A 25328-nucleotide genomic window follows, 5' to 3' on the forward strand; every position below is an offset into this window, starting at 1 on the left:
CGACACCGCAGCGGGGCGAAATGTCAGACTGATCAGGGCCGCTTCCTGCCGAACACGGTCAGTTCCGCGGCGGCCGCGAAGGGTTGACCGTTGTAGGACGTGACGCCAACCAGCCGCACGTAACGGCCCGTGACCGCCGGGAACGTCAGCCGGGTCTCGGCCGTCCCCGCCGCGAACGTGCCCGCCGAGACCGGCTCGCCCCAGGTCTGGCCGTCGGCGCTGACGAACAGCCGGTAGTCCTTGATCCGCCCGTTCGTGCCCACCTGGCGCGGCAGGTAGCCGTAGCCGGTGACGTCGTACTGCGCGCCGAGGTCCAGGGTGATCGTGTGCGGGTACGCGGGGATCGGACTCACCGAGTACGCCGTGTGCCAGATGGACGACGGGTTGCCGTCGATCGCCTTGGCAGCGCCCGAGTTCTCGGCGCTGGTCTCCGCACTGCTCACCTCGTGCACGCGCATCCGCGACTGCGGGATCGTGCCCGGCGGCAGCACGGTGGCCGTGGCGGCGACCTCGGGGACGGCGACCGGCCGCCCGCCCGCGGTGTAGGCCGCGACCGCCGTGACGGGGTACGGGCCCGCCGCGAGCCCCGCGGGCGGGGTGACGTCCCAGTCGGTCGCCACCGTCGCGCCGGGCGCCACGGCCGCGAACTCCGCGGGGGTGCGCGGAACGACCGTCCAGCCCTCCGGCGCGCGCAGGGCGAGCGAGACCGCCGTGGCGTCCTCGGTGCCGTTGTTGGTGAACGTGGTGCTGACCGGGTTCGCCTCGCCCGAGGCCATGCCGGTCAGGCCCGCCCCGGTGACGGACAGCTTGCCGCAGACCGCTCCCGTGTCGGCCGGACCCAGGTCGGTCACGGTGAAGTTGTCCATCACGAAGTCGGCCTGGTCGCCGCCGCCCGTCAGCTTGCGCAAACCGACCCAGTTGTCGCCGCCGCACCCGGCGACGATGTCCCGCTCGAACCGCGTCGTGCCGCGCTGCTCGCCGATCGGGACCGCGCTGAGGTCCACCGGGACCGGCTTGCCGTCCACGATCCGGTCGGTGCCGTGCACCCACTGGTACTGGCCCGCACGCCCGGAGACGTAGTCGAAGGCGACCTTGTACCGGTGCCCGTCGCGCAACTCCACGGTCCACGGTGCGGTCCGGTACACCAGGCCGCGGTTCTCCTCGTGCGCCTTCAGCGACCACTCGCCGTCGAGGACGTCGTCGACCAGCTTGCCGTTCCAGCCCGCCTGCGTGTACGGCGCGTGCTTGCGGGCGATGTGCGTGCGCGGGTCCGTGCTGCCGCCCGCGTCGCCCTTGATGAACGGCCACCAGCCCTGATCGACGTGCTCGAAGTCGTGCACGGAGGAGACGGACATCGGCACCACCCGCGCGTCGTCGACCTGCACCCGGGCGTCGCCGTCGCCGACCCGCACGACCAGCCGCGCGTGGTCGCGCTTCGCGGCGAACACCACCCGCACGCGCTGGAAGTAGCTGCCGTGCTTGTCGTCGGCGGCGACCCAGTTGCGCGCCGAGGTCCGCTCGACGGTGACGCTCGCCGCGCCCGGCACCTCCAGCGTGGTCGGGCGGCTGCGGCCCGGCTCGATCTCCAGCCACACCGACGCGCTGTAGGTCGTGCCCGGGGTCAGGCCGGTGATGCGCTGCGCGATCGACCCGGGGCCCGCGCCGAACGCCGCCACGTGCTGCCCGGTCGCCAGCTCGTCCACGCGGACCGCGCCGGTGGGACCCCAGTGCTTCAGCGAGCCCGCGTTGAAGCCCGGGTCGGCCAGGCCGGTGCCGTGCCCCCAGTCCGCGGCTGCCTGCCTCGGCGCGCGGTCCGGGTAGAGCACGTACGCCTGCCCGGGCTCGGCGTCGAGCGCGATCCGGCCGTCACGCGCCTGGACCACGCCGACCTTCACGCGGCCGGTGTCGGTCAGCTTGTAGACGGTGAACTTGCGCGCCTTGCCCAGCTCGCCGGGGACCGTCCACGCGGACGCGCCACCCGCGGCGTTGTAGTGGTACAGCTTGTCGGGCCGCTCCTTGCCCTGGCTGGCCCACGGCAGCAGGTAGCGGTCGCCGTCGAGCACCGTTCGGCCGTCCACGGTGACCGTGCGTCGGCCGTCCTCGACGCTGCCGCGCACACCCCCGGCGAACACGACCTCGTCGGTGTTCCAGTCCACGATGTGCTGCTGCTGTAGGAACTTCGCGGGCAGGTTGTGCTGCCAGATGTTGGCCTCGAACTCGTTCCAGTCCGTCTCGCCCGTCCAGCCCTCCCAGTCGACCAGCTGGGCCTTGCCCAGGATCGGGTGGTCGTTCCAGACGTCCTTCTGGTCGTTGCGCAGGAACCGGATGATCTGCGAGTTCAGGCCCTTGTTGGTAGCGCCGCCGTAGTCGACGTCATTGGCCCAGTGCGACCACAGCGACGAGCGCTCGAAGCGGTCGGACCACTCGGTGGTCAGCTCCCAGCCCTGCTCGGCGAGCTGCCTGCTCAGGCTGTCGGCGAGCCAGCCCGATGAGTAGTAGACGTCGATGTAGAGGGCTTCCAGGTTCGGGTGCGTCTCGTCGCGCAGCTGCCGGAAGCGGTCGACGATGTTCCCGGAGGCCAGGTCGGGGCGCTGCTTGATGTAGTAGCTCTGGTTGAGCCAGTTCCAGCCGCGCGCCTTCGGGTCGACCAGCTCCTTGCTGAAGGAGTTCGCCTCGCCGTAGGACTCGGTAGCGTTGACGTGCACGCCGAAGTCGGCGTTCCACTTCTCGCCCTCGGCCAGCAGCGTGTTGAGGTCGGCCAGGCCGCCAGCGCGGGTGTTGTAGTTGCCGCCGTAGTCCGGGTGCGCGGAGTCGTGGCCCTCGGCCTGGTAGCCCTTCAGCAGGGCGAGCTGGCCCAGGTTGTCGGTGGCGAGGGCGATGCGCTTGGTGTCGTCCAGGGTCCGCAGGAACGGGTGCGTCGCCTGGCTGGCGAAGTTGAACGGGATGCGCGGGACGACCCGGTCGGCGGTCTTCTCGCCGCCCTTGGGGGTGACCATGATGTCGCGGAAGGCCAGCGCGCCGTCCTGCCAGTCCACGGTCCCGTCGCCGTTGGCGTCCGGGGTGACGACGACCTTGGCCCACGGCAGCGGCTCGGTGTACGGGGACGTGTCGCCCCGGTAGGTCCACTGTCCACTCCAGACCCCGACGCGGACGTCGTCGCCGTCCACGCGGGCCTGGTGCAGGAAGCGGGTCCCGTCGTCGGCGGACGCGCCGCTGGGCTTGTCCACCGTCGCGTTGGTCTCGATGCCCGCGGCCAGGCCGTTCGCGCTGACGAACGCGTAGGTCGCGCCCACCGGGGCCGGGTCGACCGGCGTCCGGTCGGTGACCTCGGCGAAGCGGTCGGCGGTGCGGGTGGAGTCCGGGTCGAGCGTGGTGAACGCCGTCCGCGCGCCCGGGTCCGCGCTCGACACCGACAGCAGGTCGTGGTCGGGGATATCGATGGTGTTCACCCGGTCAGCCTCGGTGTCGCGCACCGCGTCGATCCGGAAGGTGGTCACCCGCCCGACCAGCGACAGGCTCGCGTCGAGTTCGACCCCGGGCAGGTCGGCGAAGGCCAGCCGGTAGCGGGCCGCCGAGCCGTCCAGGACCGGATCACCCGCCAGCGACACCCGTCGCGGCACGCCGTCGACGGCGATCACGCCGATGGGCGCCGACCGGCCGCCGATCTCCGCGCCGGAGGCGTTGTCCCGGTACGACAAGACCCTCGGGAAGTCGGCGCCGACCGTCACGGTCAACTCCGCCGACCGCAGGACCAGCCCGGGGTCCCCGACGGCCGCGGGCGCGGCCAGCACACCTCCCGCCGCCACCGCCACCACAACGCCGGGGACCACGCCTCTGACCCAGCCTCTGACCATGATGCTGCCTCCCGGAACCCGGCGGGACCTGCCGATCACCTCGGCCGCCGGAGCGTAACGCGCAAAATCCGACATGTCTATGTTCAATCATGTTCAGAAGCCAGACACAACCCACAGCATCAATCACCTATTGCCGGTTCACCGGCGGCACCCTCTAGATAACGACAATCGTTTCCGTATATGGTGGCGCGGGCCGGAGGGGATCCGCGCCACCGCCCGGGACCGCCGAGGAGCCATGAGCGACGGATACGCCGTGAACGCCCAGTACTACGACCTGATCTTCCCCGCCGCCCTGCGCGACTCCATGCGCGCGGCGCTGCGCGCGTTGCTCGCCGACGCGGCCGTCGTGGTGGAGATCGGCGCCGGGACCGGGCAGTTCACCGAGACCATCGCCGCCGGGCTGCCCGAGGGCGGCGAGGTGTTCGCCGTCGAGCCCGCCGCGGTGATGCGGGCCGCGCTCGCCACCCGGCTGGCCGCCCTGCCCGACCCGCCGGTGACGATCCTGCCCGCCGACGCGCTGGGCGCCGAGGTGGACCGCGAGGTGGACGCGGTCGTCGCGCTGCACGTGCTGACCCACTTCTCCCCCGCCGACCGCGCCGCCCTGTGGGCGCGGTGGGTGCCCGCGCTGCGCCCCGGCGGGATCGTCGTGGTCGACGTCCAGGCCCCGCAGGAGCCGGTCGCCGTGCCGCCCGCCGTGATCCCCGGCCGCACGCTCGGCCGCCGCCGCTACGACACCGTCGCCGAGGCCACCGTGGACGGTGACCATCTCATCTGGACGATGACCTACCGGGTGCACGAGAACGGGCGGACGGTCTCGGCGGAGTCGGTGTCGTTCCCGTCCTTCGTGGTCTCCGACGCCACCCTCCACGCCGAACTGGCGGCCGCGGGCTGCGCGCCGGTCGCTGACCCGCCCGCCGGAGTGCTGGCCTGGCGCAGGCTCTGAGGCGTCCGCGCGGCGCGTCACCCGGTTGCCGGATGACAATCTAACGACAATGATTATCATTGCTGCCCACCGGGCGGCCGAGCGAGAGGGCGGGACGTGGCGCATCTGCTGATGGTCGAGAGCTGGGTGGGGGCGATGAGCACGCTGCTCCCCCGGGCGATCCTCGAATCCGGGCACCGCTTCACGTTCCTGACCCGCGACCTGCGCCACTACCTGCGCGCCGGATCCGGCGACGGGCCGCATCCGCTGCTGGCCGCGGAGAACGTGCTCACCGCGGAGACCAACGACGTCCCCGCGTTGCTGTCCTATGTGGAACGCGTGCACGACGTGCTGCGCTTCGACGGCGTGATCTCCTCGTGCGACTACTACCTGGCCACCGTCGCCAGGATCGCCGCCCACCTGGGACTGCCGGGGTCGAGCCCGGACGCGGTCGAGCGCGCCTACCGCAAGGACCTCACCCGCACGGCCCTGGCCGCGGCGGGCGTGCCCGGACCGCGGTTCGCCCTCGCGAGCGGGTGGGCGGGCGTCGCGCAGGCCGCCAGGGGCATCGGCTACCCGCTGGTGCTCAAGCCGGTGGACCTGTGCGCGGGCATGTTCGTGCGCCGGGTGGACGACGAGGCGCAGCTGCGGGAGGCGTTCACCGCGGTCGAGACCTTCCCGATCAACGCCCGGAACCAGCCGCGCCTGCCGACCGTGCTGCTGGAGGAGCTGCTCGACGGCCGCGAGGTGAGCGTGGAGACCGTGACCGTCGACGGGACCACCCGGGTCGTCGGCGTCACCGACAAGAGCGTGGCGGGCGCGCCCTGGTTCGTCGAGAGCGGCCACATGTTCCCCGCCGACCTCCCCGCCGAGCAGGCCGAGGCGGCCGCGGAGGTGGCGGTGTCGGCGATCGCCGCGCTCGGCCTGGACAGCGCGGTCGCCCACACCGAGGTCAAGCTGACCTCGACCGGGCCGAGGCTGGTCGAGGTCAACCCGCGTCCGGCGGGCAACCAGATCACCGAGCTGGTGCGCCGGGTGACCGGCATCGATCTGCCCGCCGTGTACGCCCAGCTCGCCGTCGGGGAGCGCCCCCGGCTGGAGCGGGCGGAGACCGGGGTCCGCAGCGCGGCGATCGCGCTGGTGCTGCCGCCCCGGGCCGGGCTGATCGCCGGGATCACCGGCGACACCGACCTTCCCGGCGTCGTGGACGTGGCGCTCAAACCGGCCGGTCACCGCGCGGGCGACCCGACGAGCAACAACAGCTACCTGGGCCACGTGATGGCCGTCGACCACGACGGCCTCGGGGCCCGGGCGCTGGCCGAGAAGGTCGTCGCCGGGCTGGACGTGCGCTACCGGGAGGACGTCGCGTGACACCGGCGGACCTGGCGGACCTGGCGGACGAGGTCCGCGCCGGGAAGCTCGGCCCTGATCCCGGCCAGGTGCGGGTCAGCGTCGCTTTCACGACCCACCAAGGGGTCCGGCACGCCTCGCGCGGCCAGTCCTACCGCAACAGCGTGGTGAGCCTGCGCGTCGACCGCGCGGTGGGCTCGTGCGCGGTGGAGCCGGGCGAGATCAGCGACGACGACGTCCACGACACCGTCGGGGCGAGTATCGCGGACCTGCTCGACCACCCGCACGCCGCCCTGCGGATCGCCGCGCTCGACGCCTACCTCATGAGCGCGCACCCGCACGAGACCTCCGGCGCGCACCCGGTCGTGGTCCCGGCGGGCGGCTCGCTGGAGAAGTCGATGGCCAGGGCCGCCGCCGTCGTCGACCTGCTCGACCTGCCGCCGGGAGGCCGCGTGCTCGTGGTGGGCGTGGTGAACTCCCTGCTGCACCACCTGCGGTCCCGCGGGCTGGACTACACCGCCTGCGACCTCAAGGGCGGGCGCACCGAGTGGGGCGAACCGATCGTCGCCGACGCCGACCCCGGCGACTGCGACGCCGTGCTGGCCTCCGGCATGACGCTCGGCAACGGCACGTTCGAGCCGCTGCTGCGCGCGGCGGCGGGCCGCCCGGTGGTGGTGTTCGCGCAGACGGGCAGCGCGGTGCTGCCGTGGTTCGTCGGCGCGGGCGTCACCGCGGTGTCGGCCGAGCCCTACCCGTTCTTCTGGCTCGACGGCGGGCCGTCGACCATCCACATCTACCGGGAGCGGCCGTCGTGGTGAACCCCGCGTTGCTCGACCTGGTCGGCAGGACCCCGCTCGCCCGGGTCCGCACCCCGCTGCCGCACCCGCACGGCGGGTTCTGGGCGAAGCTGGAGTGCCTGAGCGCGGGCGGGATGAAGGCCCGGCCCGCGGTGGCGATGCTGCTCGGCGCGCGGGCGCGCGGGGAGCTGCGGCCGGGGGCGCCGGTCGTCGAGTCGACCAGCGGGACGCTCGGCATCGGGCTGGCCTTCGCCGGGCAGGCCCTGGGCCACCCGGTGGTGCTCGTCGTGGACGACGACCTGGAGCCGTCGATGCGCGCCCTGCTGCGCGCGCACGGCGCGCGGTTGGAGGTCGTGGACCGGCCGCACCCGACCGGCGGCTGGCAGCAGGCCCGGCTGGACCGCCTGCACGCGGTGCGCGAGCGGCTGCCGGGCGCGTACTGGCCGGACCAGTACAACAACCCCGACAACCCGGCCGGGTACGCCGGACTGGCCCGGGAACTGGTCGAGCAGGTGGACCCGGCCGACGTGCTGGTGTGCAGCGTCGGCACGGGCGGCCACAGCGCCGGGGTGATCGCCGCCCTGCGCGAGCACTGGCCCCGGGTCCGCCTGATCGGCGTGGACACCGTCGGCTCGACGATCTTCGGCCAACCGGCCCGCCCCCGGGTCATGCGCGGCCTGGGCAGCTCGATCTACCCGGGCAACGTCGCCTACGACGCGTTCGACGAGGTCCACTGGGTGGGCTCGGTCGAGGTGGTGGACGCCTGCCGCAGGCTGGCCCGCGGCGGCTTCGTCACCGGCGGCTGGAGCACGGGCGCGGTCGCGCTGGTGGCGGCGTGGGTGGCGCGGGTGGAGGCGGGCGCCTCGGTGGTCGCGGTCTTCCCCGACGGCCCGCACCGCTACCTCGGCACCATCTTCGACGACGACTTCTGCCGGTCGCGCGGCCTGTTCGGGGCGTCGGCCGACCGGCCGGTGGAGATCGGCGACCCGGCGGCGGTCGAGGTCACCAGCTGGGCGCGCTGCCGCACGGTCGCCGCGCCCCGGCCGCTGGCGGTGTCCGCGTGAGGATGAGCACGGCGGTCTACGGCCTGGAGCTGACCACGCCCCTGCGCATCTCCCGCTCGACCATGGCGCGGCGGGACGCGGTGCTGGTCGAGCTGGAGCACGACGGGCTCGTCGGGCGCGGCGAGGTGGTGACGTCCGTCTACTACGGACTCGACGTGCCCGCGATCCTGGCCGCGCTGGGGTCGGCGGAGCCCCGGCTGACCGGCGACCCCGCTGACCTGGCCGGGCTCGGCCTGCCGCCCGGGGTGGCCGCCGCGCTGGACTCCGCGCTCCACGACCTGCGCGCCCAGCGGCGCGGGCTGCCCCTCCACGCGCTGGTGGGGGCGCCGGACTGGGCGGACGTCCCCACGGCGTACACCATCGGGATCACCGCCCCGGCCGACGCCGCCCGGCAGGCGGGCGCCCTGGCCGCGCGCGGCTTCCGAGTGCTGAAGGTGAAGCTCGGCTCCCCCGACGACCTCGCGGTCGTGGCCGCGGTGCGGGCGGCGGCGCCGGACGCCCGGCTGGTCATCGACCCCAACGGGGCGTGGACGCCCGAGGACACCGTGCGCGCGCTGGAGCGGATGCCCTGGGTCGACGCCGTCGAGCAGCCGGTCGCGCCCGGCCGCGTCGAGCGCCTGGCCTGGGTGTCCGCGCGGACCCCGGTGCCGGTGATCGCCGACGAGGACGCCGCCACGGCCGCGGACGTGCGGGCGCTGGCGGGCGCGGTGTCCGGGGTGAACGTCAAGCTCGCCAAGTGCGGCGGTGTCTCGGCCGCCCGCGACATCATCCAGGCGGCTGGCGACGCGGGCCTCGACGTGATGCTGGGCTGCCTGGTCGCCAGCTCGCTCGGCATCGCCCCCGCCGTGCACCTGACCGCGCACGCGCGCTGGGTCGACCTCGACGGGCACCTCCTGCTGACCCGCGACCCGTGGGCGGGCATCGGCGGCGAGGACGGCACGCTGCGCGTGTCCGGCGCGCCCGGGCTGGGCGTGACCCGGCGGTGAGCGCGTTCCGGTCCTTCCCGCTGTCGGTGCGGCTGCTGCTGGTCAACCAGTTCGGCGTCAACACCGGCTTCTACCTGCTCGTCCCCTACCTGGCCACGCACCTGGCGGGCACGCTCGGGCTCTCGGCGGCCGTGGTCGGGATCGTGCTCGGGGTGCGCACGCTGAGCCAGCAGGGGCTGTTCCTCATCGGCGGCACCGCGTCCGACCGGCTCGGCCCCCGGCGGGTGATCATCGCCGGGTGCGCGCTGCGGACCGTCGGGTTCGGGCTGTTCGCGCTGGGCGAGTCGGTGCCCGTCCTGCTCGCGGCCGCGGTGCTGTCCGGGGTCGCGGGCGCGCTGTTCAATCCCGCGGTGCGCGCGTACGTCGCCGTCGCGGCCACGGAGGAGCGCCGGGCCGAGGCGTTCGCGCTGTTCAACGTGTTCGCCCAGGCCGGGGCGCTGGTCGGGCCGCTGCTGGGCGGCGTCCTGCTGCTGTGGGACTTCCGGATCGCGGCCGTGAGCGCCGCGGTGGTCTTCGCCGTGCTCACCGTCGCCCAGGCGTTCGCGCTGCCCGCGCGCGAGGCGGCCGAGCCGACGGGCACCGTGCTCGGCGACTGGCGCGAGTGCCTGGCCAACCGGCGCTTCCTCGCCTTCACCATCGCCCTGACCGGGCTCTACACGCTGCAGAACCAGCTCTATCTCGTGCTGCCCATGGAGGCGATGCGGGTGACCGGGTTCGCGGGCTCGGTCGCCGCGCTGTTCATCGTGTCCACGGTGGTCAGCCTGGTCTTCCAGGTGCGGATCACCCGGGCGCTGCGGGACCGCCCGCGCGGGCGGTCCATCGCCGTGGGCATGGCGGTCATGGGGGCGGGGTTCCTCGCGCCCGCGCTGTCGCACCTGTGGCCAGCGCTCGGGGTGCCCGCGGTCCTGGTGGCCACGCTCGGCCTTGCGGTCGGGGTGATGATCGCGCACCCGTTCGTCTACGACCTGATCCCCTCGTTCGGCCGGGAAGGCCTCGCGGGCACCTATTTCGGCATGTTCTACCTCGCCTCCGGCGTCGTGGCGGCCGCGGCGAACGGGGTCATCGGCTGGGCCACGGAGGCGGGCGGCGCGTGGGGCGCCGCCGTCTCGGCCGCGGTCGGGCTGGCGAGCGCGGGCGCGGTGCTGGCGCTGCACCGCCGGGGCGCGCTGACGATGGAGGCCGCGCGGTGAACCTGCTGACCGACAACCCCGAGCTGTACGAGCACCAGTTCCCCGACCCCGACCACCTCGCCGCCCGGTTCGTCGACGACGTCGTCACCCGCTTCGGCGGCGGCCGGGACCTGCTCGACATCGGCAGCGGCACCGGGCGCGACGCGGGCTGGCTCGGCGCGGCGGGCTACCGCGCGCACGGCATCGACGCCGCGGCCACCATGGTCGAGCACGCCCGCGCGCGGCACCCGCACGTCGGGTTCACCGTCACCGACATGCGCACCTTCGTGCTGCCGCGCCGGTTCGACGTGATCACCTGCCTGGACAGCGCGTTCCTCTACTGCCACACCAACGCCGACCTGGGCGCCTTCCTCGGCCGCTGCCACGCCCACCTGCGACCCGGCGGGCTGCTCGTCGCCGAGATGCGCAACGGCGCGTTCTTCCTCGGCAACACCGAACTGCTCGACGCCGAGACCACCCGCTCGGTCACCTGGGACGGGGTCGCCTACACCTCGACCACCCGGCTGTGGATCGACCACGCCGCCCAGCTGCTGCGCCGCCGCCGCGCCTGGACGTGGCCGGGCCGCGCCGACCCGCTGGTCCAGAGCTCGGCCTGGCGGCTGCTGTTCCCCCAGGAACTGCGGCTGCACCTGGACATCGCCGGGTTCGACGTGCTGGCGCTGTTCGACCGGCCCGGCCCCCGGACCGACCCGCCGTGGTCGCCGGGCTGCGAGTTCGGGGACTCGCTGTCCGGCGACCGACTGCACCTCGTGGCGCGCTCGCGCCCGCTCCACTGAAAGGGAACGACCCATGAACGCCATCACCCGCCGCGGTTTCCTCGGCCTCTCCGCGGGGCTGTCCGCCGCCGCCGTCGCAGGCTGCGGCAGCGGCCCGACCGGCGCGGCGACCACGCCGAAAGCGGGTGGCAGGCTGCGCGCGGCCTTCGCCGGTGGCGGCGCCAAGGAGGTGCTCGACCCGCACCTGGCGAACCTGTTCGTCGAGGCGGCGCGGTCCAAGGCGCTGTTCGACAAGCTCGCCGACCTCGGCCCCGACGTCGCCGCCCAGCCCCGGCTCGCCGAGCGGTGGGAGCCCAACGCCGACCTCACCCGCTGGCGGATCACCCTGCGCCAGGCCGTCTTCCACGACGGCAGGCCGGTGCGCGCCGCCGACGTGCTCTCCAGCTACGCGCGCATCCTCGACCCGGCACGCGGGTTCCGGGCCAAGTCGAGCCTGTCGGTCATCGACCTGGCGAACAGCCGGGCCGTCGACGACCGCACTGTCGAGTTCGCGCTCACCCGGCCGTTCGTCGAGTTCCCCAACGTGCTGGCCGCCTTCGGCGCCTACATCGTGCCCGAGGGCGCGGAGGACTTCAGCAGGCCGGTCGGCTCCGGCCCGTTCGCGTTCGTGTCCTTCGAGCCGGGCAAGTCGGTGCTGCTCAAGCGCAACCCGGACTACTGGGAGGGCGCGGCGCACCTGGACGAGCTGCAGTTCGTCATCGCCAACGAGGAGTCCGCCCGGGTCAACGCGCTGCTCGGCGGGCAGGTCGACTACGCGCACGACCTGACGCCCACCACCGCCCGCGCGCACGCCTCCGGCGACCGGATGACGGTCGTGCGCTCGCCCAACAGCGCCGTGCAGGCGTTCGCGATGAAGCTGGACCGCGCGCCGTTCGACAACCGCGACCTGCGCGAGGCGATGTTCCTGCTGGCCGACCGGCCGCAGCTGGTCGAGTCGACGCTCGCTGGCGCGGGCCAGGTGGGCAACGACCTGTACGGCAAGGGCTACCAGTACTACGCCGACGACATCCCGCAGCGCGTCCGCGACCTGGACAAGGCCAAGCACCTCATCCGCAAGGCGGGCGCGGAGGGCATGACCATCCGGCTGAACACCTCGACAGCGGCGGCCGGGATGGTCGAGGCCGCGACGATCTTCGCCGACCAGGCCAAGGGGTCCGGCCTCACCATCGAGGTCGTCACCGGCAACAAGGACACCTACTGGGCGGACATCCTCAAGGACGGCGTCATGTCCAGCTTCCGCTCCGGGGCGATGCCCATCGAGACGCACATCGCGCAGCGGCTGCTGTCCACGTCGGGCACGAACGTCACCAAGTGGGCGCGGCCGGGGTTCGACGCGCTGTACGAGAAGGCGGTGTCCACGGCGGACGCGACCGCGCGCGCCGCGGTCTACGGCGACATGCAGCGGATGCTGCACGCCGAGGGCGGCTACCTGATGTGGGGCTTCGCGGACTGGATCGTCGGCACGGCCACGACCGTCGGCGGTGTGTCGACCGCGCCCGCGAACACCCTCGACTGGGCGCGCTTCGACAAGGTGTGGCTGGGGTGAGCCTGTCCCGCTACGCCCTGCGCCGCCTGCTGTTCGGGGCGGTGCAGGTCCTGGCGGTGGTGACCGCGGTGTTCCTCATGGTGCACGCCCTGCCGGGCGACGCCGCGGTCGCCCTCGCCGGGGACGACCCCGATCCCGACCGGGTCGAGGTGATCCGGCGCGCCCTCGGCCTGGACCGGCCCGTGCTGGAGCGGTTCGGCGAGTGGCTGTGGGGCCTGGCGCGCCTGGACTTCGGCGCGTCCGTGGTGTCCGGGCGGCCGGTGGCCGACACGCTGGTGGCCGCGCTGGGCCCGACGGTGGTGCTGGCGGTGCTCACCCTGGTCCTGCTGGTGCCGCTGGCCGTCGCCGCGGGCGTGGCGGGCGCGCTGCGCGAGGGCGGCCCGCTGGACCGGGCGCTGACGTCGGTGACGGTCGGGCTGCACTCGATCCCGGAGTTCGCGCTGGCGATCGTGCTGGTCGCGGTGTTCGGCGTGGGCCTGGGCTGGCTGCCGCCGACCGCGGTGGGCGTGGACGTGCTCGCCGAGCCCGCGGTGCTCGTGCTGCCGCTGGTCGTGCTGCTGGCCCGGCCGCTGTGCTCGATCAGCAGGCTCGTGCGCGCGGGCATGCTCGACGCGCTGGCCTCGGACTACGTCCGCCACGCCCGGCGGCTGGGCGTCCCGCCCGGACGGGTGCGCTTCGCCCACGCCCTGCCGAACGCGCTGGCGCCCGCGGTGCAGCAGGTGGCGCGCACGACCGACTGGCTGCTCGGCGGGGTGATCGTGGTGGAGGCCGTGTTCGTGATCCCCGGCCTGGGGACGGTGCTGGTGGACGCGGTCGCGGCCCGCGACCTTCCGGTTGTGCAGGGGCTCGCGGTGGTGTTCGCGGTGACGACCATCGCGGTGAACCTGCTGGCCGACCTCGTCGCCTTCCGGCTGGCCCCGAGGGCGGCGGCATGAGGCGCGTCCGGCCCGCTGCCGTGCTCATGGTGGCCGTGCCGCTGCTGCTGGCCCTGGTCGGGCCGTGGTTGGTGCCCGCAGAGCAGGCCCGCACCGCCCCGTTCCTGCCCGACGGCCTGCTGGGCACCGACTTCGTGGGCCGCGACACGTGGTACCAGGTGCTCGACGGCGGCCGCAGCGTCGTGCTCGTCGCGCTGGCCGCGACCGCGCTCGCCTACGCCGTCGGGGTGCCCTGGGGCGTGACGGCGGCGACCGCGCGGCTCAGGATCGTCGACGAGGTCCTGATGCGCCCCCTCGACCTGCTCCTGGCGGTCCCCTCGCTGCTGCTGCTGATCGTGCTCGCCACGGTCGCCGGGCCGGGCGTCGCCGTGCTCGTCGGCATCGTGGCGCTCATCGCCTTCCCGGACGTGGCGCGCATCGCCAGGGCAGCGGCGCTGGAGATCGGCGGACGGCCCGCGCTGGAGGCCATGCGCATGCAGGGCGAGTCGTGGTGGCGCACCTCGGTGGTCTACATGGGACGCTCGATGGCCCGGCCGCTGGCCGCGGACGCGGGCGTGCGGCTCACCTCGTCGCTGTACCTGGTCGCCTCGGCCAGCTTCCTCGGCGTCGGCGTGCCGCCCGACGCCGCCGACTGGGCGGTGATGGTCGACCGCAACCGCACCGGGCTGTTCCTGCAGCCGTGGGCCGTGGTCGTCCCGGCCGTGCTCATCATCGCCCTGTCCGTCGGGCTCAACCTGCTGTTCGACCGCGCCCTGCGGAAGGAGCCGCGATGACCGTCGTCCGCGTCGAGGGTCTGCGTGCCGAGGCGCGGGGCCGCCCGCTCGTCGACGGGGTGGACCTCGCCGTCGAGGCCGGGCGGGTCCTGGCCGTCGTCGGCGAGTCGGGCAGCGGCAAGACCACCACCGGCATGGCCGTGCTCGGCGAAGCCGCCCCGGGCGTCACGGTCACCGGCACGGTGACCGTGACCGGCCGCGTCGGCTTCGTGCCCCAGCACCCCGCCGCCGCGCTCAACCCGGTGCGGCGCCTGCGGAAGGTGTTCCGCGAGCTCGGGCCGCCGGAGGCCGTCGCAGCCGCGCTGCGCCGCGCCCGGGTCGACCCCGACCTGCTGGACCGCTACCCCCACCAGCTCTCCGGCGGCCAGCAGCAGCGCGTCGTGCTCGCCCAGGTGCTCGTCGGCGATCCGGCGGTGATCGTCGCCGACGAGCCCACCACCGGCCAGGACGCGATCACCCGCGCCGAGGTCGTCGCCGAGCTGGCCGAGGTGGTCAACCAGGGCGTCGCGCTGATCCTGCTGACCCACGACCTGGACGTGGTGCGCGCCCTCGCCGACGACGTCCTGGTGCTGCGCGCGGGCCGGGTCGTGGAGGCCGGGCCTGCCGACGACGTGCTCACCGTGCCGAGGGACCCGTACACCAGGGCGCTGATCGACGCCCAGCCCCGGCTCACCACGCCCGACGCCGCCGACTCCGCGCCGCCGCTGCTGCGCGTCGCGGGACTCACCGCCCGGCACCGCGCCGCCCACGTCCTGCACGGGGTGGACCTCGCGGTCGGCGCGGGCGAGTGCCTGGCCGTGGTCGGCCGCTCCGGCAGCGGCAAGACCACCCTGGGCCGCTGCCTGGCGGGCCTGCACGAGACCTACGACGGCGATGTCCTGCTCGACGGCCAGCCCCTGCCGCGCTCGCTGCGGAAACGCGACCGCGTCGCGGTGGCCCGCGTCCAGTACGTCTTCCAGGACGCGCGCGCCTCCTTCGACCCGCACCGCACGGTGGTCGAGCAGGTGGCGCGCACCGGGGTCCGGCTGCGCGGCATGACCGCGGCCGCGGCCCGCGAGTCGGCGCTGGAGCGCCTCGCCGAGGTCGGCGTCGACGCGGCGAAGGCCGAGCGCGCGCCGTCGGGCCTCTCCGGCGGCGAACTGCAGCGGTGCGCGCTGGTCCGCGCGCTGCTCGCCCAGCCCGACGTGCTCGTCTGCGACGAGATCACCTCCGGCCTGGACACGCTCACCCAGGCCGGGCTTCTCGACCTGCTCGCCGGGCTGACCTGCGCCGTCGTCCTGATCAGCCACGACATGGGCGTCGTGGCGCGGCTGGCCGACCGGGTCGCCGTCCTGCACGCGGGGCGGCTCGTGGAGCACGGCCCGGCGCACGCGGTGCTGGCCGCCCCCACCCATCCCGTCACCACCGGCCTGCTGGGCCACACCACCATCGAGGAGGCAAGCAAGTGACAGAGCACGGCCCCTACAGCGTCCGCCGCGCCCGCGAGTCCGATATGGATGGCGCGCGCAGCGTCATGCTGGACACCTTCTACCACGACTTCGGCGTCGGCTACCGCCCCGAATGGCACGCCGACGTCATCGACATCGAGGGCAGCTACCTGCGCGAGCCCCGGCACGCCCTGTTCGTGGCGTGCAAGGGCGACGAGGTCGTGGCGACCACCGCGGTCCGCGCGACCGGACCGGCGAGCCCGCCGCACCCCCGGTGGATCGCCGAGAAGTACGCGGGCCCCGGCACCGCCCAGCTCTTCCGGGTGTACGTCCGCCCCGACCACCGCCGGGCAGGCCTGGCCCGCGCGCTGGTCGCCATGGCCGTGGAGTTCGTCGCGGCCGACCCGGCCTACGCCGCGCTCTACCTGCACACCGACACCCGCGTCCCCGGCGCGGAGCCCTTCTGGCGCGCGGTGGCCACCGAGATCCACGACGCCCGCGACGGCGACCACCGCACCCCGGAGACCGTCCACTTCGAGATCCCGCTGCGCCGCGGCGCCGCGCCGCGCGTGGTCTAGGGCAGCGCGAAGGCCACCGTGTCCGCATCGCCGACGGACGAGGCGCGGTGGACTCCCGTGAAGACGACGAAGAGGCCGTCGCGCAGGAAGGCCAGCTGGTTGTCCCCGCGGAAGGCGAACGACCGGACGTGGGTGTTCAGGCGGTCGTCCTCGTGGGCCTTCGGTCCGATCGGCATCAGCGGCGCGAGCGCGCCGGTGTCGGGATCGACCGAGTAGAGGATCCCCATGCCGCCGTTGGGATCCTCGGGCCGGTAGGCGGCCACGCTGCCGTCGGCGGTGGCCACCAGGCTCAGCGTGCGGCCCGGCTCGATCCCCGTGCGCCACGCCCGCTCCCCGGTGCCCAGGTCGAACGCCACGAGCTCGTTGCGGCGGTCCGTGGCCTCCATCCCGGGAGCTGCCCGCGGGTCGCCGGGGTTCACCCGGACCATGACGGTCGTGAGGATCACCTTGTCGCCGACCACCTTCGCCATCTCGCAGACGCCCATCGCCCATCCGTCGCAGGCCGACATGTAGTCGCCCCGTGTCCCCCCGGTGTACTCGGCGATCCGCACCGTCCTGCCCGAGTCCGGGTCCACCCGCATCAGCCGGGTGTCGCTGCCCGAGTGCCCCAGCTCGACCACGAGCGGGTCGAGCGACAGCACGCCCAGCACCGGCAGCGGCTCCCCGTCATCGCCCTGGGGCGTGACCCACTCCCAGACCATCTTCAGGTCGGCGCCGAACGAGCGGAGCCGGATGTCGCTCTCCTCGCCGTTGTCGCACTCGGCCTGGGCGAGCAGCAGATCGCCGAACAGCGCGGCCTTGGTCGACTTGCAGGCCGCGTCCGGCTTCGGCGTCGACCGGACCGCGCCGTCGTCGATGGCGAGGACGCGCGTGCCCGCCCGGCTCGGGATCACGACGTGCTCCCCGAACACCACCGGCACGTCGATCCGCACCGGCACGCGCTCGATCGGCGGGAGGTCGACGGTGAAGACCTCCCTGCCCGCGCCGATGTCGACCACCGTCAGCTTCTCGCACGTCTGCGGCGACTTGTCACCGGTGGCGACCAGCAGCGCGACCCGCAGGCCGGAATGCCCGACCGACGACGGGCACCGGTCGTCGTCGACCTCGCCGACGGGAAGCTCCCACGCCGTCTCGCCGGTCTTCAGCTCGTAGGCCACCACCCGGCCGGGCAGCCTGCGCACCAGGTGCTTGTCGGTCACCCAGTGGTCGTCGGCCCCGACGGCCTCCGGCGCCAGTCCCTGATCGACCTGCCAGACCACCTCGGCGGCGCCGACGGCCTCGACCGCGGCCGCGTGCTCGTCGCCCCCGGCCGTGCCGCCCCCGCCGTCGCCGCGCGTCCACAGCCACACACCCGCCGCCGCGGCGATGACGACCACCGCGGCGACGACGCTGACGACGATGATCCCCGTCTGCCTCTTGGGCGGCGGTGGAGTCCACTGAGGACCGGGCGGCGGGTAGGCGCCGTACGGGCCCGCAGGGTACTGCTGCGGTGGCCGACGGCCTCGCGGATCATGGTAGGTCATGGGACTGCCATCCTGGACTTTGCCGACCCCTGCGCGGCAAAGCTCCCCCGCACCAAGGCGAACGTGTTGTCGCTGATCGACAGTAAGTGCGGGGCGACGCCCGTGATGTCGGGCGAACACCCGACAGCGCGCGGTGACGCGCGTTACACGATCACTCCCGGCTGGCGCGCAGCTCGGTCAGGACCAGGTCGATGACCGGCGAGTCCTGGGCGCCCTCGGGCACAGCGGCGAAGAGGTGGCGGCGCGGCGCCGGATCGGCGATGGGCCGGACGACCAGGCCGTCGGGCAGGGAGCGCTGCGCCAGGCGCGGGATCAGCGCCACGCCGTGGCCGTGCGCGACGAGCTGGGCCACGGCCTGCCAGTCGTTGGTCTGGTGGACGATGTCGGGCACGAACCCGGCGGCGGCGCACGCGGTGGCGGTGATCGCCCCGCAGCACCCCTGGCCGTCGCCGGACACCCAGGGCTCGGTCGCCAGCGCGGTGAGCGCGATCCGCTCCTCACCCGCCAGGGGGTGATCAGCGGGCAGGGCGGCGTCCAGTTCGTCCGGGCCGAGGTCGACGCGGTGGTAGCGCGGGTCCGCGGTCGCGGGGGACCCGGCGAAGCTCACCGCGAGCCCGACGGTGATCCGTCCCGCGTCGAGCTGGTCGAAGAGGGCGGGCGGCTCGGCCTCGCACAGCCGGATCCGCAGCGCCGGGGCCGCGGCGCGGACGCGGTCCAGGAACCGCGGGAGCAGCCCGGTGATCGCGGTGGGGAACGCGCCGACGGTGACCGCGCCGTGGGTGACGTCGTCCCAGGAGTCCAGGTCGTGGCGGGCGCGCTCGATCCGGGCGAAGACGGCGTCCGCGTGGTCGAGCAGCCGCCGGGCGCGGGGCGTCAGCACCACCCGCCTGCCCTCGGGCCGGGTCACCGGGAACCCGAGGTGCCGGGAGAGCCCGGCGAGCTGTTGGGACACCGCCGAGGCCGTCAGGTGCAGGGCCGCCGCGGTCGCGGTGACGCTCCCCCGCTCCCGGAACTCCCGCAGCACCCGCAGCCGCCGCAGGTCGTCCATGAAGTCGACGCTTAACGGTGTCATTCACACATCGTAGCTGGACCTAACGCGTCACCGGCCGCAAGCTTGGGGCCATGGGCGACCTGAGACTGGGCATCGTCGGGCTGGGCGCGATGGGCGCGGAGATGCTCGCCGTCGCCGCCGCGCACCCGGACTTCACCGTGCCGCTGGCGGCCGACCTCGACGACGGCGCGGTCGCCCGGCTCGCCCCCGCCCATCCGGGCGTCGCCTTCGGCACGGACCCCTGGGCGGTGGTCGACGCCCCCGACCTGGACGCCGTCTACCTCGCCACCCCGCCGTCGTCGCACGCTCCCCTGGCCGTCGCCGCGCTCGACGCGGGCAAGGCGGTGTTCAGCGAGAAGCCGCTGGCCATCGGCCTCGCCGACGGGCGGCGCATGCGGGACGCCGCCGCGCGTGCCGGACGGGCCAACGCGGTGAACTTCGCCCTGTCCGACCGTCACGCCGTCCTCGAGGTCGAACGCCTGCTCCATGGGGGTGGGGCAGGAACGGTCCTCGGCGTCGACATCCGGCTGGCGTTCCCGCGTTGGCCCCGCGACTTCCAGTCCGGGGCCGACTGGCTGGCGGGGCGGGCGCAGGGCGGCTTCCTCCGGGAGGTGGTGTCCCACTTCGTCTACCTCACCGACCGCCTGCTCGGCCCGCTCCGCGTGGACCAGGTGAGCACCGACTATCCGGCCGACGGCAGCGAGACCGCCGCACACGGACTGCTCCGCGCGGGCGACACACCCGTGCGCGTCGCCGCCATCGCCGGACAGGCCGGACCCGAGCTGTACGAATGGGTCCTCTGGGGCACCCGGCGCTCTTACCTGCTGCGCGACTGGTCCGAGCTCTACACCTCCGATGGCGGCGACTGGCGCCCGGTGCCGCTGACCGGCGACCGCGGCTCCGAGCACACCCGCCTCACCCTGTTCGCCGCCGCGATGCGCGGCGAGCACCCCGCCGACCTGGCCGACTTCGCCACCGCCCTGCGGGTCCAGGAGGTCGTCGAGTCGTTCCACCGGACCGGCTGACCTGCCGCCGAGCCGCCATGCCCGAGAAGGGCGGCGGCCGGTCAGGCGAGCCGCGGCAGGGGCATCAGCGCGTCCACCGCGTACGGCGCCAGCCGGGCGGCCAGGTCCTCCTGGGGACGCCGGGGCGACACCAGCCTCGGCTGCTGGAGCCTGCCGTCGAACAGCCCGCGCACCCAGCGCGCCACCTTGTGCGGCGCGGGCAGCAGGTCGTGGCCGAACCACGCCTGGACGAGCAGGTCCTCGCCGCTGTGCGTCTCGACCGCGGCGGCCCAGCCGCGCTCGTCGTCCCACAGCAGGGCCACGTCGCGGTCGGGATAGCCCGGCAGCCGACCGTCCAGCGCGAGGTAGACGCCCAGCGGCTCGGCCTGCACGTAGGAGCACTCCCCGGACAACCCCAGCCGCTCGGTCACCTCCCGGACGTACCCGTGCAGGCCCCGCACCACCAAGTCGTCGAAATCCACCTTCACCACTCGCCGCCTCTTCCCGAACCGCCGACCACTCCGGCGCCGCGATCGAATTCCCCGCCCCGGCGAGCGGCCAAACGGTACGCTGACAGTGATCAGCGTCACGTTCGGGTCACGGATTCGACGCGAGGCCCACCCGCAGCGTGCCGGTCCCGGCGAAGGCGGTGTTCACGTAGCCGGTCAGCCATCCGCAGCCCACGAACTCCGGCATCGTGAACGCCCCGCTCACCCCGGTCAACGGCCCGGAGAGCGGGATGTCGACCGGCGCGGCGGCGCGGCAGTCCGGGGTCGGGTGCGGCGTGCCGAACCAGCTGATCGTCGGCGCGGACAGGGTGGTGGTCAGCCTGCCCGTGAGCACGCCGTCGGCGAGCGCGCCGGTGATCTCGGCGGGGCCGAACTCGACGGCGACCCGCATGCCGCCCCACACCGTCGCGCTGGACGCGTCGAGCGCGCCGGTCGCGGTGAGGGTGCCGCCGTCGAGGGTGGCGCTGAGCGCGCCCGCCACCGGGAGGTCCGCGCGCCAGGGGCCGAGCACGGCCGCGCCCGTGACGCGGTAGACGAGCCGGTCGGGCGCGGTCCGCACGAACACCGGGACGCTCGCGTCGCTCTCCTGCCCGATGGTGTCCCGCGAGCGGACGGTCACGGGGTACTCGGTGTCCGGCCGGAGCCCGGTGATGGTCGCGCGCGGTTGCAGGACGGTCGCCACGACGTCGTGCCCGACGTACACCGCGTAGTCGCGGATCGGCAGGAGCGTGCTCGACGCCGTCCACTCCACGGTGACCGTGCCCGGGTCGGTCGCGGTCCGCGTGATCACCGGTCGGGGCGGCCGCTCGTCGATGACGTTGTCCACCCGCACCGCGCCCATCACCCTGTCCTGGCCGGGCGCGGGCGCGCACCCGAACTCGACGGGCTCGGACCACTGCCGCCCGTCCGACACCGACCAGGTCACGGTCGCCTCGCCTGCGGAGAACTCGGTGAGCCCGAGCGCCACGTCGAACACGTGCCTCGGGAACACGCCGTGCGCGGTGAACGCGAAGCCGCCCTCGTCCGGCACGGCGGTCTCCGGGATGTCCCCGCCGACGCCGCGTGCCTCGTCGGCGAAGGCCACCGACAGCTCCAGATGACCCCGCACCGCGCGGACCCCGTCCGCCCGCAGCGCGGCGGCCACCTCGGCGGGAACCGACACCTCGGTGGACACCAGGAACGGCGCGGTCGGCACCCGAGGCCACGCCCGCACCGGAAGCTGTTCCCGGACAACCACACCGAGGGACACCGCCCCGACGTCGGGCATCGCGCACCCGTAGGTCAGATCACCCGTGTCCGCCGCGGCGACGGGCACACCGGCCCAGCCGGACACCGCGACCAGCGCCGCGACAAGGAGCCTTCGCATAGCAGCATGATCAGCACTCGCTCTCCGCCGGGACACCGCTGAACGTCCCCTCGCGCAGTGCTCCGCCACGGCTGCCGTGCATCTGGACGTCCGAGCGTCGGATTACCGACAGTGACCACCGGTTCGTGGAATGGACGACCGGTCCGACGCGTGTTGCGGTTGGTGGGCAGAGGTTCCCCGCATCCGGAGGTCATCGTGACGGACGAGAGGTCGCCGATCGCGGCGGAGCACGCCGCGGAGCTGTCCACGCTGCTCGGCGACTACGACCTGTCCTCGGTGCCGGGGACCTCGTCGCTGGCGGCGTGGTTCCTCGGCCCGAAGGCGGAGAACGAGGAGTTGCTGTCCCGCCTGGTGCTGCGCGCGGTGAAGGCGCACTGCGACGACCGGCGCTCGGACTACCACGACGACCCGCCGTACGTCACCGAGGAGATGAAGTCGGGCGAGGAGTACCGGAGCAGCGTCCGCGAGATCGAGAAGCAGCTGGAGGTCCTGCTGAAGGCGCTGGAGCGGTCGGTGCCCTTCTGCAGCTACCGCTACCAGGCGCACATGAACTGGGACCTCACCCTGCCCTCGATCGTGGGCTACTTCGCGGCGATGCTCTACAACCAGAACAACGTCGCCGTCGAGGGATCGCCCGTCACGACCCTGCTGGAGACCGTGGTCGGCGACGACCTGTGCCGCATGCTCGGCTACACCGTCCCCCGCGACGAGAACGCCTCGCCCCGCCCGTGGGGCCACATCACCTGCGACGGCACGGTCGCCAACATCGAGGCGCTGTGGTCGGCCCGCAGCCTCAAGTACTACCCGATCGCCGTCGCCGAGGCCATCCGCCGCGAACACGACCTGCGGCCCGCGGGCGACATCGAGGTGTCCCTGCCGGACGGCACCCGGCACTGCCTGCTGGACCTGGACCCGTGGTCGCTGCTGAACCTGCCCGTGGACGAGGTGCTCGACCTCCCGCGCCGCATCGTCGCGGTCGACCCCTGCCTCGCCGACGAGCTCTACGCGGTCAACAACCACACCATCCAGTACCTCGGGTACGAGCAGTTCGCCAAGAAGCACCTTGGCGGCGAGGTGAAGCCGCCCGTGGTGCTGGCGCCGATCACCAAGCACTACTCCTGGCCCAAGGCCGCGATGATCCTGGGCATCGGCGAGCAGCACCTGCTCCCCATCGAGGTCGACCTCGACGCCCGCGCCAGGCCCGACCACGTCCGCGAACTGCTCGGCGAGTGCGCCGCGGAGAGGCGGCCGGTCCTGGCCCACGTGGTGGTGCTGGGCTCGACGGAGCAGAGTTCGGTGGACCCGCTGGCGGAGATGCTGCGGATCCGCGCGGACTTCCACCAACGCAACCTGACCTACCCCATCCACGTCGACGCCGCCTGGGGCGGCTACTTCGCCTCCCTGCTGCGCCCGGGGCCGCTGGCGGAGACACCCGAGCTGTGGATGAGCGAGTACGTCACCGCGCAGTACGAAGCCCTGCCGCAGGCGGACTCCATCACCATCGACCCCCACAAGGCGGGCTTCATCCCTTACCCCGCAGGCGGTCTTTGCTATCGGAACAAGGCCCAACGCGAGCTGATCAGCATCTCCGCCCCCTATGTCTCGCATGGCGGCGTCGACCCCAGCGTCGGCTTCTACGGCATCGAGGGCTCCAAACCCGGAGCCGCCGCCGCGGGCGTCTACCTCAGCCACCGCGTCATCTCCACCGACCAGAACGGCTACGGCAAGCTGCTGGGCAAGGCCCTGTTCAACAGCAAGCGCTTCTACGCCGCGATCGTGACGATGGCGACCGACAACGACCCGTTCGTCATCGTCCCCTGCCAACGCCTCCCCGCCGAACGCACCCATCCCGGCGATGAGGCCAAACTGAACGAACAACTGGCCTTCATCCGGGAACGCATAGTCCCCAAGACGAACGACGAACTCCTGGCCGACCCCGAAGCCCTGCGACTGCTCCAGGAGCTGGGCTCAGACCAGGTCATCATCGCCTACATCATCAACTTCAAACGCGACGGCGTCCTGAACCCGCGGGTGGACGCCATGAACGCGCTGAACCGGCAGATCTACCACGCCCTCAACATCACCCCCTCCCAAGCCGTCGGCCATCAGCCCGCCACTCCCCTGCCACCCCTGATCGTCACCGGCTCGCAGTTCTCCCCGGACATCTACGGCCCGTCCTACCTCCACCGCCTCCGCACCCGCCTGGGCATCGAGGACGGCCGCACACAACCCCTCGACTACCTGATCTCCACAACCATGGACCCCTGGGTGACAGACACCGCGACAGGCGACTTCACCCCCACCCTGATCACCGCCCTCCGCGACACGGTGACCCGCATCATCCGGGAGAACGAGACCGCCGACACCCCACTCCCGATCCCCACCCAGGCCCAAGACAGCCCCGCCCCGATGACCCCGAGCACGCCCTGACGAAGCCCAGCCACCCAACCGCGCACGGCCGCACCTCAAGACGCGGCGCCCCTCTTGGCCCCACACCACCGCAATCACAGCCTGCCCGCACCTACAGACGAGCCACCGACGTCGCCCAACCGCGCGTCGGCGAGGAACGACGCTGGTGAGCAAGTCTCCCCCGCGCCTGCCGCCGCTCGCCCTCAGTGCCGGGTTTCCACCGTCCACTGGCGGAGCTTCTCGGGGTTGCGGACCGCCCAGATGCGGATGACGCGGTCGTCGGCGATCTCGAAGGCGTACACCGAGACGGTGACGCCGTCCCGCTGGGCGATCAGGCCGGGCTGGCCGTTGACCGTGCGCTCCAGGAACGTCTGGTCGCGGAACCGGTCCTCGAGGTGCGCCAGGGCGCGCACGATCCGGTCCGCGCCGGTGACCGGGTGCAGCACCGTGCTGACCAGGCCGCCGCCGTCGGCGACCACGGTGGCGTCGGGGTCGAGGAGGCCGATGAGGGCGTCGATGTCCTTGGTTTCCCACGCCCGCTTGACCTTCCGGACGACCTCGGCGTCGCGGGACCGCCGCCGCGCGGGGGCGTCGGCGGCGCGGACGCGGCGGCGGGCCGACGAGGCCAGCTGGCGGCAGGCGGCCGGGGTGCGGCCGACGATCTCGGCCACGTCGGCGAAGGGATACCGGAAGACGTCGTGCAGGATGAACGCGACGCGCTCGGCCGGGGTCATCGATTCGAGCACGACGAGGAAGGCCATGGTGACCGACTCGTCGAGGGTGACGCGGTCGGCCGGGTCGACGGCCCGCCCGGTGGTCCACTCGTCGGGGTCGGGGAGCGGCTCGGGGATCCACTCGCCCACATAGGTCTCCCGCCGCACCCGCGCCGAGGAGAGCACGTTGAGGCACAGGCGGCCCGCGACCTTGGTCAGCCACGCGCCGGGGCACTCGATGGCGGCCTGCTCATCGCGGGACATGGCGTACCAGCGGGCGTAGGTCTCCTGCACCACGTCCTCGGCCTCGGCCAGCGAGCCGAGCAGGCGGTACCCGAGGTTGAGCAGCCCGCGCCGCTCGCCCATCACCGCGCTCAGGCCGTCGTCCGGTTCGGTCACGTTCCCCACTCCCCCTGGATCGCGTCGGTCTCACCACTACGACAGGGCGGCACGGCGGAATGTGACGTCCGCGCGCCGCCTCACATCGCGGCGCCCCGCCTTGTCGATGGGGCGCGCCCCGATCGGGGCGACCTCCACGAGAAGGGAGACCTCCCC

The 25328-nt window shown here is 73.6% G+C and carries 20 protein-coding genes; 14 read left to right on the forward strand and 6 right to left on the reverse strand.

Going from position 1 to position 25328, the window contains the following annotated elements; all coding sequences use genetic code 11:
* Positions 1–32: 32 nt before the first annotated feature.
* Complete coding sequence (locus tag IEY98_RS16045) at positions 33–3854, reverse strand: endo-alpha-N-acetylgalactosaminidase family protein (RefSeq protein ID WP_189211221.1); 3822 nt, start codon at positions 3852–3854, stop codon at positions 33–35.
* Positions 3855–4089: 235 nt separating this feature from the next.
* Here IEY98_RS16045 and IEY98_RS16050 point away from each other — a divergent pair, with 235 nt between their 5' ends.
* The 12 genes from IEY98_RS16050 to IEY98_RS16105 all read left to right on the forward strand — a co-directional run bounded on the left by IEY98_RS16050 (position 4090) and on the right by IEY98_RS16105 (position 16198).
* Positions 4090–4797 (forward strand): class I SAM-dependent methyltransferase, encoded by a 708-nt coding sequence (locus tag IEY98_RS16050; protein ID WP_189211222.1) that lies wholly within the window; start codon positions 4090–4092, stop codon positions 4795–4797.
* Between the two features lie 96 nt (positions 4798–4893).
* The gene (locus IEY98_RS16055; RefSeq protein WP_189211223.1) at positions 4894–6147 is read left to right on the forward strand and encodes an ATP-grasp domain-containing protein; all 1254 of its coding nucleotides are present in this window, start codon (positions 4894–4896) and stop codon (positions 6145–6147) included.
* The gene (locus IEY98_RS16060) at positions 6144–6944 is read left to right on the forward strand and encodes a Rossmann-like domain-containing protein (protein ID WP_189211224.1); all 801 of its coding nucleotides are present in this window, start codon (positions 6144–6146) and stop codon (positions 6942–6944) included. Before IEY98_RS16055 ends, IEY98_RS16060 begins: the two co-directional genes overlap by 4 nt.
* Positions 6941–7987 carry a PLP-dependent cysteine synthase family protein gene (locus tag IEY98_RS16065; RefSeq protein WP_308425891.1) on the forward strand — a complete coding sequence of 349 codons (1047 nt, stop codon included), beginning with the start codon at positions 6941–6943 and terminating at the stop codon, positions 7985–7987. The genes IEY98_RS16060 and IEY98_RS16065 overlap by 4 nt, the downstream gene beginning before the upstream one ends.
* A 2-nt stretch (positions 7988–7989) precedes the next feature.
* A complete protein-coding gene (locus IEY98_RS16070; protein ID WP_189211829.1) occupies positions 7990–8973 on the forward strand; it encodes an enolase C-terminal domain-like protein in 984 nt (327 codons plus the stop codon).
* Positions 8970–10163: an MFS transporter gene (locus IEY98_RS16075; protein ID WP_189211225.1), complete on the forward strand. Its 1194-nt coding sequence runs from the start codon at positions 8970–8972 to the stop codon at positions 10161–10163. The genes IEY98_RS16070 and IEY98_RS16075 overlap by 4 nt, the downstream gene beginning before the upstream one ends.
* Positions 10160–10939: a class I SAM-dependent methyltransferase gene (locus IEY98_RS16080; RefSeq protein WP_229786952.1), complete on the forward strand. Its 780-nt coding sequence runs from the start codon at positions 10160–10162 to the stop codon at positions 10937–10939. Before IEY98_RS16075 ends, IEY98_RS16080 begins: the two co-directional genes overlap by 4 nt.
* Before the next feature lie 13 nt (positions 10940–10952).
* Positions 10953–12485, forward strand: a complete 1533-nt coding sequence (locus tag IEY98_RS16085; protein WP_189211226.1) for an ABC transporter substrate-binding protein — start codon at positions 10953–10955, stop codon at positions 12483–12485.
* Positions 12482–13420, forward strand: a complete 939-nt coding sequence (locus IEY98_RS33130; RefSeq protein WP_268244585.1) for an ABC transporter permease — start codon at positions 12482–12484, stop codon at positions 13418–13420. The genes IEY98_RS16085 and IEY98_RS33130 overlap by 4 nt, the downstream gene beginning before the upstream one ends.
* Positions 13417–14193: an ABC transporter permease gene (locus IEY98_RS16095; protein WP_229786953.1), complete on the forward strand. Its 777-nt coding sequence runs from the start codon at positions 13417–13419 to the stop codon at positions 14191–14193. The genes IEY98_RS33130 and IEY98_RS16095 overlap by 4 nt, the downstream gene beginning before the upstream one ends.
* Entirely contained in the window at positions 14190–15641 is a 1452-nt protein-coding gene (locus tag IEY98_RS16100) for an ABC transporter ATP-binding protein (protein ID WP_189211227.1), read from the forward strand. Before IEY98_RS16095 ends, IEY98_RS16100 begins: the two co-directional genes overlap by 4 nt.
* Positions 15638–16198, forward strand: a complete 561-nt coding sequence (locus IEY98_RS16105; protein ID WP_229786954.1) for a GNAT family N-acetyltransferase — start codon at positions 15638–15640, stop codon at positions 16196–16198. Before IEY98_RS16100 ends, IEY98_RS16105 begins: the two co-directional genes overlap by 4 nt.
* Here the strand turns inward: IEY98_RS16105 and IEY98_RS16110 are convergent.
* Together IEY98_RS16110 and IEY98_RS16115 are read right to left on the reverse strand one after the other, a co-directional pair.
* Positions 16195–17721: a PQQ-binding-like beta-propeller repeat protein gene (locus tag IEY98_RS16110; RefSeq protein ID WP_189211228.1), complete on the reverse strand. Its 1527-nt coding sequence runs from the start codon at positions 17719–17721 to the stop codon at positions 16195–16197. The two genes, IEY98_RS16105 and IEY98_RS16110, sit on opposite strands and share 4 nt — an antisense overlap.
* 151 nt (positions 17722–17872) lie before the next feature.
* Positions 17873–18793, reverse strand: coding sequence for a LysR family transcriptional regulator (locus IEY98_RS16115; protein WP_189211229.1), 921 nt, complete (start codon positions 18791–18793; stop codon positions 17873–17875).
* A gap of 50 nt (positions 18794–18843) precedes the next feature.
* Here IEY98_RS16115 and IEY98_RS16120 point away from each other — a divergent pair, with 50 nt between their 5' ends.
* A complete protein-coding gene (locus tag IEY98_RS16120) occupies positions 18844–19797 on the forward strand; it encodes a Gfo/Idh/MocA family protein (protein WP_189211230.1) in 954 nt (317 codons plus the stop codon).
* Between the two features lie 41 nt (positions 19798–19838).
* On the opposite strand, the gene IEY98_RS16125 is transcribed toward IEY98_RS16120, so the two are convergent.
* Positions 19839–20267 (reverse strand): DUF6292 family protein, encoded by a 429-nt coding sequence (locus IEY98_RS16125; RefSeq protein WP_189211231.1) that lies wholly within the window; start codon positions 20265–20267, stop codon positions 19839–19841.
* 106 nt (positions 20268–20373) lie between these two features.
* Entirely contained in the window at positions 20374–21651 is a 1278-nt protein-coding gene (locus IEY98_RS16130) for a fibronectin type III domain-containing protein (RefSeq protein WP_189211232.1), read from the reverse strand.
* Between the two features lie 195 nt (positions 21652–21846).
* On the opposite strand from IEY98_RS16130, the gene IEY98_RS16135 reads away from it, so the two are divergent.
* Entirely contained in the window at positions 21847–24081 is a 2235-nt protein-coding gene (locus tag IEY98_RS16135; RefSeq protein ID WP_189211233.1) for a pyridoxal phosphate-dependent decarboxylase family protein, read from the forward strand.
* Between the two features lie 182 nt (positions 24082–24263).
* Here the strand turns inward: IEY98_RS16135 and sigJ are convergent, their stop codons facing one another.
* Positions 24264–25172 carry an RNA polymerase sigma factor SigJ gene (gene sigJ, locus IEY98_RS16140; RefSeq protein WP_373292400.1) on the reverse strand — a complete coding sequence of 303 codons (909 nt, stop codon included), beginning with the start codon at positions 25170–25172 and terminating at the stop codon, positions 24264–24266.
* Positions 25173–25328: the final 156 nt, after the last annotated feature.

Origin of the sequence: Actinokineospora fastidiosa (assembly GCF_014648415.1) — a bacterium.
Lineage (GTDB): Bacteria > Actinomycetota > Actinomycetes > Mycobacteriales > Pseudonocardiaceae > Actinokineospora > Actinokineospora fastidiosa.

Excerpts from the sequence above, each read along its gene's own strand:
- IEY98_RS16045 (WP_189211221.1), bottom strand. The coding sequence starts at position 3,854 with ATGGTCAGAGGCTGGGTCAGAGGCGTGGTCCCCGGCGTTGTGGTGGCG.
- IEY98_RS16050 (WP_189211222.1), top strand. The coding sequence starts at position 4,090 with ATGAGCGACGGATACGCCGTGAACGCCCAGTACTACGACCTGATCTTC.
- IEY98_RS16070 (WP_189211829.1), top strand. The coding sequence starts at position 7,990 with ATGAGCACGGCGGTCTACGGCCTGGAGCTGACCACGCCCCTGCGCATC.
- IEY98_RS16085 (WP_189211226.1), top strand. The coding sequence starts at position 10,953 with ATGAACGCCATCACCCGCCGCGGTTTCCTCGGCCTCTCCGCGGGGCTG.
- IEY98_RS16095 (WP_229786953.1), top strand. The coding sequence starts at position 13,417 with ATGAGGCGCGTCCGGCCCGCTGCCGTGCTCATGGTGGCCGTGCCGCTG.
- IEY98_RS16100 (WP_189211227.1), top strand. The coding sequence starts at position 14,190 with ATGACCGTCGTCCGCGTCGAGGGTCTGCGTGCCGAGGCGCGGGGCCGC.
- IEY98_RS16110 (WP_189211228.1), bottom strand. The coding sequence starts at position 17,721 with ATGACCTACCATGATCCGCGAGGCCGTCGGCCACCGCAGCAGTACCCT.
- IEY98_RS16115 (WP_189211229.1), bottom strand. The coding sequence starts at position 18,793 with ATGACACCGTTAAGCGTCGACTTCATGGACGACCTGCGGCGGCTGCGG.
- IEY98_RS16120 (WP_189211230.1), top strand. The coding sequence starts at position 18,844 with ATGGGCGACCTGAGACTGGGCATCGTCGGGCTGGGCGCGATGGGCGCG.
- IEY98_RS16130 (WP_189211232.1), bottom strand. The coding sequence starts at position 21,651 with ATGCGAAGGCTCCTTGTCGCGGCGCTGGTCGCGGTGTCCGGCTGGGCC.